Below are 7,929 nucleotides of genomic sequence, written 5' to 3'. Positions count from 1 at the left end.
TAGCTCGATAGGCTTGATCGTTCTTCAGTCAAACCCATGAAGCTCTACAAAGCCTCATACAATGATGTCTTCTTCAAATCTCTGCCTGAACCCAATCTCAGGCAGACAGCATCCTTTTCGCTGACCTGGTGGCTATGCCGGGGGTTCCCCACCCGATCCCATTCCGAACTCGGTCGTTAAGTCCCCCAGGGCCAATGGTACTTCGTCTCAAGGCGCGGGAGAGTAGGTCGCCGCCAGGTCCGCTAAAAGGATGCACACCCAAAAGTCCAAGAACCCTGCACACGATATTCCCCTGCCGCGGGGTGGAGCAGCCCGGTAGCTCGTCAGGCTCATAACCTGAAGGTCACAGGTTCAAATCCTGTCCCCGCACCCAAACTTCTACGAATGGCCTCCGTTTTCGGGGGCCATTTGTCGTTTCAGCCTATCCCTCTAGATAAGCCCCCGGTTCGTCGCCGGGGGCTTTTTCGCGTTTCAGGCCTCTGACAGCGCGCCCAGCGCCGCCGCCATGGCCTGGGCGACGCCGTCCCAGTCGCCGCGCTCGGCCTGGCGGAAGACGCGGACGCTGTCGTACCAGGGGCTGTCGCTGCGCTCGGTCAGCCAGCGCCAGTCGCCGACGGCGTTGACGGCGATCCAGGTCGGCCGGCCAAGCGCGCCGGAGAGGTGGCCCACCGAGGTGTCGCAGGTCACCAGCAGGTCGAGATTGGCCAGGATCGCGGCGGTGTCGGCGAACGACCCCACCTCGTAGTCGAAGCCCAGGCCATGCACGGTCATGCCGGCGGGCAGGGCGTCGAGCTGGTCCAGGCCATGGTCCTTCTGCAGGCTGACCAGGGACACGCCGGGAACGGCGGCCAGCGGGGCCAGGGCCCGCAAGGGGAAGGAGCGGCCGCGCTCGACGTCGGCGCGGGGATTGCCCTGCCAGACGACGCCGACCTTGAGACCGGGGATCCCCGCGAGCCGCTCGGCCCAGGTCGCCGTCAGGACCGGATCGGCGGCGAGATAGCCGCCGGCGGCGGGCAGGGACTCCAGCGTGGTCGCCAGGCCCGTCGGCAGGCTGAACATCGGGCAGTGATAGTCGAAGGCCGGCGGGGCGTCGTGCGGGCCGAAGGTCTCGAACGGCCCTTCGAGCCCGACCAGCAGCGGCAGCAGCGCCTCCTGCACCTGCAGCAGCACCCGCGCGCCGAGGCGGGCGACCTCCGGCACGAAGCGCAGGCATTGCAGGCTGTCGCCCAGGCCCTGCTCGGAATGGACCAGCAGGGTCTTGCCGGCCAGGGGCTGGCCGCTCCAGCGCGGCTGGGAAAAGTCGCGGGCGATCTTCTTCTTGGCGCGGATCAGCAGGCGGCTCTCGTGCTCGCGAAAGCCGCGCAGGTAGTCGCCGCGCTTGAGCAAGGCCAGGCCCAGCATCCAGCGGGCCTCGGGCAGTTCCTTCAGGGCCAGGGCCGCCTCGTAGCCGGTGATCGCCGCGTCGAGATCGCCCATGTGCATGTTGGCCACGGCGACGCCGAACACGGCTTCCGGCGAGTCCGGCTTGATGGCCAGGGCGGCGCGGAACGAGGCCATGGCGTCGGTGAAGCGGCTCTGCGACAGCCGCACCCCGCCCAGATTGACGTGCAGTTCGGAGAGGTTCGGGTCGACCTTCAGGCCGTCGAGCAGGGGGCGTGTCGCCTCGTCGGAGCGGCCCTCCTCGTGCAGCAGGCCGCCGAGATTGGCGTAGGCCACCGACAGGTCGGGCTTGAGGCGCACGGCCTGGACATAGGCGGCGATGGCCCCGTCGTGGTCGCCGGCGGCGCGCTTGGCCGCGCCCAGCTCCAGCTGCATCTCGCCGCCGGAAGCGCCGAGCGCCAGGGCGGCCTCGATGGCGGCCAGGGCGCCGGCGCCGTCGTCCTGCATGCGGCGGGCGCGGGCCAGGATGCGGTTGAGGTCGGACGACCTGGGGAAGCGCTCCATGGCCGCGCGGACGCCGGCCTCGGCCTCGTCCAATCGGTTCAGCTCGAGGCGCAGCTCGCCCAGCATGCCGTGCAGCTTCTCGTCCTGCGGGCGGGCGTCGACGGCGGCGGCGTAGGCGGCTTCGGCTTCGAGACCGCGACCCAGGCGGCGCAGCACCGCGCCGCGCGCGGCGTGGCCGTCGGCGTGGGCGGGCGCGGCGGCGAGCAGGCGGTCATAGGCGGCCAGGGCGGTGTCGAGGTCGCTGAAGGCGGTCTCGAGATTAGCCAGGTTGAAGAGGGCGGCGGCGAAGCCGGGGCGGGCGGCCAGGGCCTGGTCGAACACCGCGCGGGCCTCGTCCGGCCGGTCCAGCGCGCCCAGCACCACGCCGAGATTGGACAACAGGTCGGGGTTGCCGGGGCTGAGCGCGAGGGCGCGGGCGTAGGTGGCCTCGGCCTCGTCGTAGCGCTTGGCCGCCTTCTGCACGTTGCCGAGGTTCTGCAAGGCGGGGCCGCAGGTGGGGTCGAGGGCCAGGGCCTGGCGGCAGGCGTGCTCGGCCTCGGCGAGCTGGCCTTGCAGCCACAGGGCGTTGGCGAGGTTCGACCAGGCGGTGGCGGTCGGCTTCCTGGCCAGGGCGGCGCGGATCAGGCGGACGGAGCCGGCCAGGTCGCCCTTCTGCTGGGCCACCACGCCCAGATAGTGGGCGGCGTCGTCGAGCTGCGGATCGGCGGCCAGGGCGGCGCGGTAGAGATGCTCGGCCTTGGCCAGGTCGCCGCCGCGATGGGCGGCCAGGCCGTCCTGGAGCAGGGCGGCGGGTTGGGGGCGAGGCATGGGCGCGGTCCGGCTGACGATCTTCCGCCGCTTGTGGCCGGTGAAGTTTGCTCGGCGATTGCCGGTCGGTGGCGGTTTCGGGGCGGGGGAGGGCGCAGTCCACCTCTACCGATAGAGCCCCGGGGGAGGAAGCGGGCGAGGACGCCCGCTCCCCCCAATTGCTCAAGCCGTCAAACCCATTCAGGCAGGAAGTGGTCGGCGTAGCGCGAGCCAAAACCGCCGCTGGGCAGGATCTCCGCGATACGATCCAGGTCCTGTTGCGTCAGGACCAGGTCGGCCGCGCCGACGTTCTCGACGAGGCGTTCCTGCCGACGGGTGCCGGGAATGGGAACGATGTCGTCGCCCTGCGCCAACAGCCAGGCCAGGGCCAGCTGGGATACGGTCGCTTGCTTGGCGTCGGCCAGCTCGGTGAGCGCTTGAACGGCCTGGATATTCTTCTCGTAGTTCCCCGGCTGCCAGCGCGCATCGTTTCGGCGCATGTCGGTTTCATCGTATTCGGCCGCGGGCTTCACCGCGCCGGTCAGGAAGCCGCGTCCCAGCGGCGAATAGGCCACGAAGCCGATGCCCAGCTCGCGCGTCACGGGCAGCAATTGCTCCACGTCACGCTCGAACAGCGAGTATTCGGTCTGCAGGACGGTGACCGGCTGGACCGCGTGGGCGCGCCGAATGGTCTGCGGTCCCGCTTCGCTGAGGCCGAGGAATTTCACCTTCCCCTCGGCGATCAGATCCTTGACCGTACCGGCCACGTCCTCGACCGGCACGTTCGGATCCGGCCGGTGCTGATAGAGGATGTCGATGTGATCGACCCCCAGGTAGCGAAGACTGTTCTCGGTCACTTCCCGGATATGCTCGGGCCGGCTGTCCACGCCGTAGCTGCGGGTGAAGCCGAACTTGGTGGCGATGACGATCTCGTCGCGGAAGTCCTTCACCGCGCGGCCGACGACCTTCTCGTTCTCGCCCCAGCCATAGAGTTCGGCGGTGTCGAAGAGCGTCACGCCGAGCTGATGGGCCCGCTGGATCGTCTCGACCCCTTGCTCGGCGTCGCTCGGACCATAGGCCAGGTTGATGCCCATCGCGCCATAGCCGATGGCCGACACGGTCGGTCCAAAGGCGCCAAGTTTGCGGTGCTTCATCGACGTTTTCCTTCCACGACAACGAGCCCCTCATATGGAGGGGGCATCGCGAAAAGACGCGTCCGAAACTCCCGACTGTTTGCCTGAAACTGTCGATGTCTTGTCCGGGACGTCTCGAGCGCCCAATGTCGGATCATGGCCGATCTGCTAGACCTCCGCCGCATCGCCGAGCGACATGCCGACAAATCGGGGAACGCCTTTCGGAATTTCGCGATTGGGCGGCTCTCCGCCGCCACGGCCCCTACGTCGATCATGTACGAGCCGATGATTTGCCTGGTTCTGTCGGGAGCCAAGCGAATCCATGTCGGCGGCTCGGTCATGGAATACGGCCAGGGACAGCACTTCATCTCTGCGGTGGACATGCCCATCCTGGCGGAGATCCGTGTCGATCCGGAGGTCGGCTTCTACTACGCCTTCGTGCTGCGCCTCGATCCCGTCCTGATCGCTGGCCTCGCCGTCGACCACGTTCCAGCAACGCCAGCCGCCAACGCGCCGAGCTTCGGAGTTACGGGGTGCGACCCGCTCGTGCTCGATACCTGGCGCCGACTTGCGGAGTTGTTGGATCGGCCGGATGAAATCGGGTTCCTGGCGCCGCTGATCGAGCAAGAGCTGCTGTTTCGATTGATGCGCGGTTCCGAGGGCGCGCTGTTGCGCCAAGTCGTCGCCACGGAGAGGTGGGGCGCTCCCATCCGCTCGATCACGGCGCTGATCAGGCGCCGCTATGCCGAGCCGATCAGCGTCGAGCAGTTGATCGAGCAGGCGGGGATGAGCGCTTCGGTGTTCCATCGCCGGTTCAAGGCGGCTACGGGCCTCTCTCCGCTGCAATACCAGAAGGCCGTCCGCCTGCATGAGGCGCGCCGGCGCCTGGCGGTCGTCGGCAGGGACGCCGCCGGCGTGGCCTACGCCGTGGGTTATGAGAGCGCCTCCCAGTTCAGTCGCGAGTACAAGCGACTGTTCGGCGTTTCTCCCAGGAGCGATGTTCGACGGTTCGAGGCCCTGAACCCCATCTGATGTCTTGGCCCCGCGGTGAAGTCGGTTCGCCACGGTGCGGGAATGACGGGCGTGAGAATGTCGCCCCCTAGGCCGTCCGCCGCTCCGTCGCCAGCAGGTCGCGGAAGTAGGCGATAGTGCGCGACAGCCCTTCGTCCAGCGCCGTCGTCGGGTCCCAGCCCAGCGCGGCCTTGGCCTGGGTGATGTCGGGCTGGCGCTGGCGGGGGTCGTCGCTGGGCATGGGGCGGTGGACGAGGCGGCTGGGCGAGCCGGTCAGGGCGATGACGCGCTCGGCCAGGTCGCGGATCGTGATCTCGTGCGGATTGCCGACGTTGATCGGGCCGGTGACGGCGTCGTCGGTCGCCATCAGGCGGATCATGGCGGCGATCAGGTCGTCGACATAGCAGAAGCTGCGGGTCTGGGCGCCCTCGCCATAGAGGGTGATGTCCTCGCCGCGCAGGGCCTGGAGCACGAAGTTGCTGACCACCCGGCCGTCGTCGACGTCCATGCGCGGGCCGTAGGTGTTGAAGATGCGCATGACCTTGATCGAGAGGCCGTGCTGGCGACGGTAGTCGAAGAACAGGGTCTCGGCGCAGCGCTTGCCCTCGTCGTAGCAGCTGCGCGGGCCGATCGGATTGACCCGGCCCCAGTAGCCCTCGACCTGGGGATGGACCTCGGGATCGCCATAGACCTCGCTGGTCGAGGCCTGGAGGATGCGGGCCTTGGTGCGCTTGGCCAGTCCCAGCATGTTGATCGCGCCGATGACGCTGGTCTTGGTCGTCTGGACGGGGTCGTGCTGGTAGTGCCGCGGGCTGGCCGGGCAGGCGAGATTGTAGATCTCGTCGACCTCGACATAGAGCGGGAAGGTCACGTCGTGGCGCAGCAGTTCGAAGCGCGGGTGGCCCAGCAGGTGGGCGATGTTGGCGCGCCGGCCGGTGAAGAAGTTGTCGACGCACAGCACCTCCTCGCCCCGCGCCAGCAGGGCCTCGCAGAGGTGCGAGCCGAGGAAGCCGGCCCCGCCGGTGACCAGGACTCGCTTGCTCATGACTGCTGGTCCCAGAGGCGGTTGTCGGCCGGGATCGGGCGGTGGGCGTGGCGGCGGGCCAGCCGCTCGCGCCACCAGCCGCGATGGTCCTCGACGCTGAGCATGTCGAAATCGTCGTGGGTCTGGGCCGCGCCGATCTCCAGATAGGCGTCGAGGTTGGAAAGGTCGGGAAGGGGCAGGCGGTCCTCGCGCAGGTCGCGCCACATGCCGGCGTAGAGGTCTTCCAGCCTGGCGACGAGGCCGGGGGTGTCGAACAGCACGCTGTCGTCGCGCAAGGTCAGGATCCGGGCCTTCAGCCGCGCCAGGCGATCGGCGTCGAGGCCCAGGTCGACGGCCGTGTCGACGAAGGCGTCGGGCGTGTCGCAGACCAGTTCGGGCAGGCCCGCCGAGCGCAGGATGCTGCCGCAGACGCGGGCGGCGAAGCTGCGGCCGGCCAGGGTGACGATCGGCACGCCCATCCACAGGGCGTCCGACGCCGTGGTGTGGGCGCCGTAGGGCAGGGCGTCGAGGAAGACGTCGGCCAGGACGTAGCGGGCCAGGTGCTCGGGATTGGCCATCTTGTCGGCGAAGACCAGCCGCTCGGGCGACAGGCCGCGTTCGGCCGCCTTGGCCCGCAGGCGTTCGTGCGAGTCCTCCGAGCCGCTGAGCAGCCAGAGCACGGAGTTCTCCACGCGCTCCAGCACCGTGAACCAGCGGTCCAGGGTGAAGGGGGTGATCTTCTGCATGCCGTTGAAGCTGCAATAGACGACGGCGTCGTCGGGCAGGCCGGCCTCGCGCCGCGTGGGCGGGAAGGGCGAGACGCGGCGCTTGCGGTCGTTGGGCTGGTAGCAGGGCAGCCGCAGGACCTTTTCCGAATAGAACGCCTCGTCGCCAGGCGGGATGATGAAGTCGTCGGCGACGATGTAGTGGTGGTAGGGGCTGCCGGTCGTGCCGGGGAAGCCCAGCCAGTTGACGATCACCGGGGCGGGCCGCATGGCCAGCAGCCGGGTGCGGCCGTCGCGGGTGTAGCCGTTGACGTCGATCAGGATCTGGATGCCGTCCTGGGCGATGCGGCGGGCGGCCGTGGCGTCGTCCATGCGGTTGACGGCCACCCAGTGGTCAACGTCGCCCATGATCCGCTTCTGCAGCGGGTCGGTCAGTTCGGGGCCGCAGTAATAGGCGAAGACCTCGACCTTGGACCGGTCGTGCAGGCCGTAGATCTCGGCGGTCAGGTGGCCGATGGCGTGGTGGCGCAGGTCCGACGACAGGTAGCCGATGCGCAGGGGCTGGTCGTCGCCGCGCGAGAGGGCGACCGACAGGTCCATCAGTTCGGAGGGCGCGCCGACGTCGAGGCGATTGTAGTTCCAGGCCGCCGCCAGCTGGGTCATCGGATCGTCGGCGTAGGCGGCCAGAGACAGCGGCGACATGCCGGTCATCAGGGCCTGGGCGTCCATCCGCTCCCACGGGTCGATGATCGGCCACTCGACCTGGCGCTGGCGCAGGGCCAGCAGATGCTGGATCGCCTCGCGCTGGCGCGGGTCGAGATCCAGGCTCTGGCGCAGCATGGCCTCGGCGGGCTGGTCCTGGTTGGCGCCTTCCAGCACCCGGGCGGTCTGGTTGAGGGCCGTGGTCTTGTGGGCGATCGACTGGCCGTTGACGCTCGCCAGCCTGTCGGTGGCGGCGGTCCATTGCAGGACGGCCAGGTTGGCCGCGCCCATCCGTTCATAGACCCGGCCCAGGTTGATGTAGGTCGGGATGAAGTCGGGATTGACCACCACGGCCCGCTCCAGCTGCGAGCGGGCGCCGGCCAGGTCGCCGCTGTCGGTCAGCACGACGGCGAAGTTGAACAGCACCGCATAGAGCAGGGGATTGTCGCCGTTGGCGGCGATCCAGACTTGGTAGATCGCCACGGCCGCGGCGGGGCCGCGCTCGCGGCGCGTGGTCTCGGCGACGTTGATCAGCTCGACGACGCTCAGTGAAGAGATCGGAGGAGCAACGGCGGGGGCGGCGGAATCCGGCATCGGGATGGGG

At 68.8% G+C, this 7,929-nt stretch carries 5 protein-coding genes, 1 tRNA gene and 1 rRNA gene; 3 read left to right on the top strand and 4 right to left on the bottom strand.

All coding sequences use genetic code 11. The features are described from left to right. Positions 1-124 precede the first annotated feature (124 nt). A 5S ribosomal RNA gene (rrf, locus tag AC1RRS_RS11650) occupies positions 125-239 on the top strand. 57 nt (positions 240-296) lie between these two features. Beyond that, positions 297-373, top strand: a tRNA-Met gene (locus AC1RRS_RS11645). 98 nt (positions 374-471) lie between these two features. Here the strand turns inward: AC1RRS_RS11645 and AC1RRS_RS11640 are convergent. Then, complete coding sequence (locus AC1RRS_RS11640) at positions 472-2,751, bottom strand: tetratricopeptide repeat protein (protein WP_492855298.1); 2,280 nt, start codon at positions 2,749-2,751, stop codon at positions 472-474. A gap of 170 nt (positions 2,752-2,921) precedes the next feature. Next, a complete protein-coding gene (locus AC1RRS_RS11635) occupies positions 2,922-3,884 on the bottom strand; it encodes an aldo/keto reductase (protein ID WP_492855297.1) in 963 nt (320 codons plus the stop codon). A gap of 135 nt (positions 3,885-4,019) precedes the next feature. Here AC1RRS_RS11635 and AC1RRS_RS11630 point away from each other — a divergent pair, with 135 nt between their 5' ends. Beyond that, positions 4,020-4,895: an AraC family transcriptional regulator gene (locus AC1RRS_RS11630; RefSeq protein WP_492855296.1), complete on the top strand. Its 876-nt coding sequence runs from the start codon at positions 4,020-4,022 to the stop codon at positions 4,893-4,895. A gap of 67 nt (positions 4,896-4,962) precedes the next feature. Here AC1RRS_RS11630 and AC1RRS_RS11625 read toward each other — a convergent pair whose 3' ends face one another. After that, on the bottom strand, positions 4,963-5,919 hold the full coding sequence (locus AC1RRS_RS11625) for a UDP-glucuronic acid decarboxylase family protein (protein ID WP_492855295.1): 957 nt from the start codon (positions 5,917-5,919) through the stop codon (positions 4,963-4,965). After that, on the bottom strand, positions 5,916-7,919 hold the full coding sequence (locus AC1RRS_RS11620; RefSeq protein ID WP_492855294.1) for an O-linked N-acetylglucosamine transferase, SPINDLY family protein: 2,004 nt from the start codon (positions 7,917-7,919) through the stop codon (positions 5,916-5,918). Before AC1RRS_RS11620 ends, AC1RRS_RS11625 begins: the two co-directional genes overlap by 4 nt. Positions 7,920-7,929 lie beyond the last annotated feature (10 nt).

Source organism: Caulobacter sp. GW821-FHT12A07, assembly GCF_058807655.1.
The sequence above is the reverse complement of the archived record's forward strand: the minus strand, read 5'-3'. Positions and strand labels throughout refer to the sequence as shown.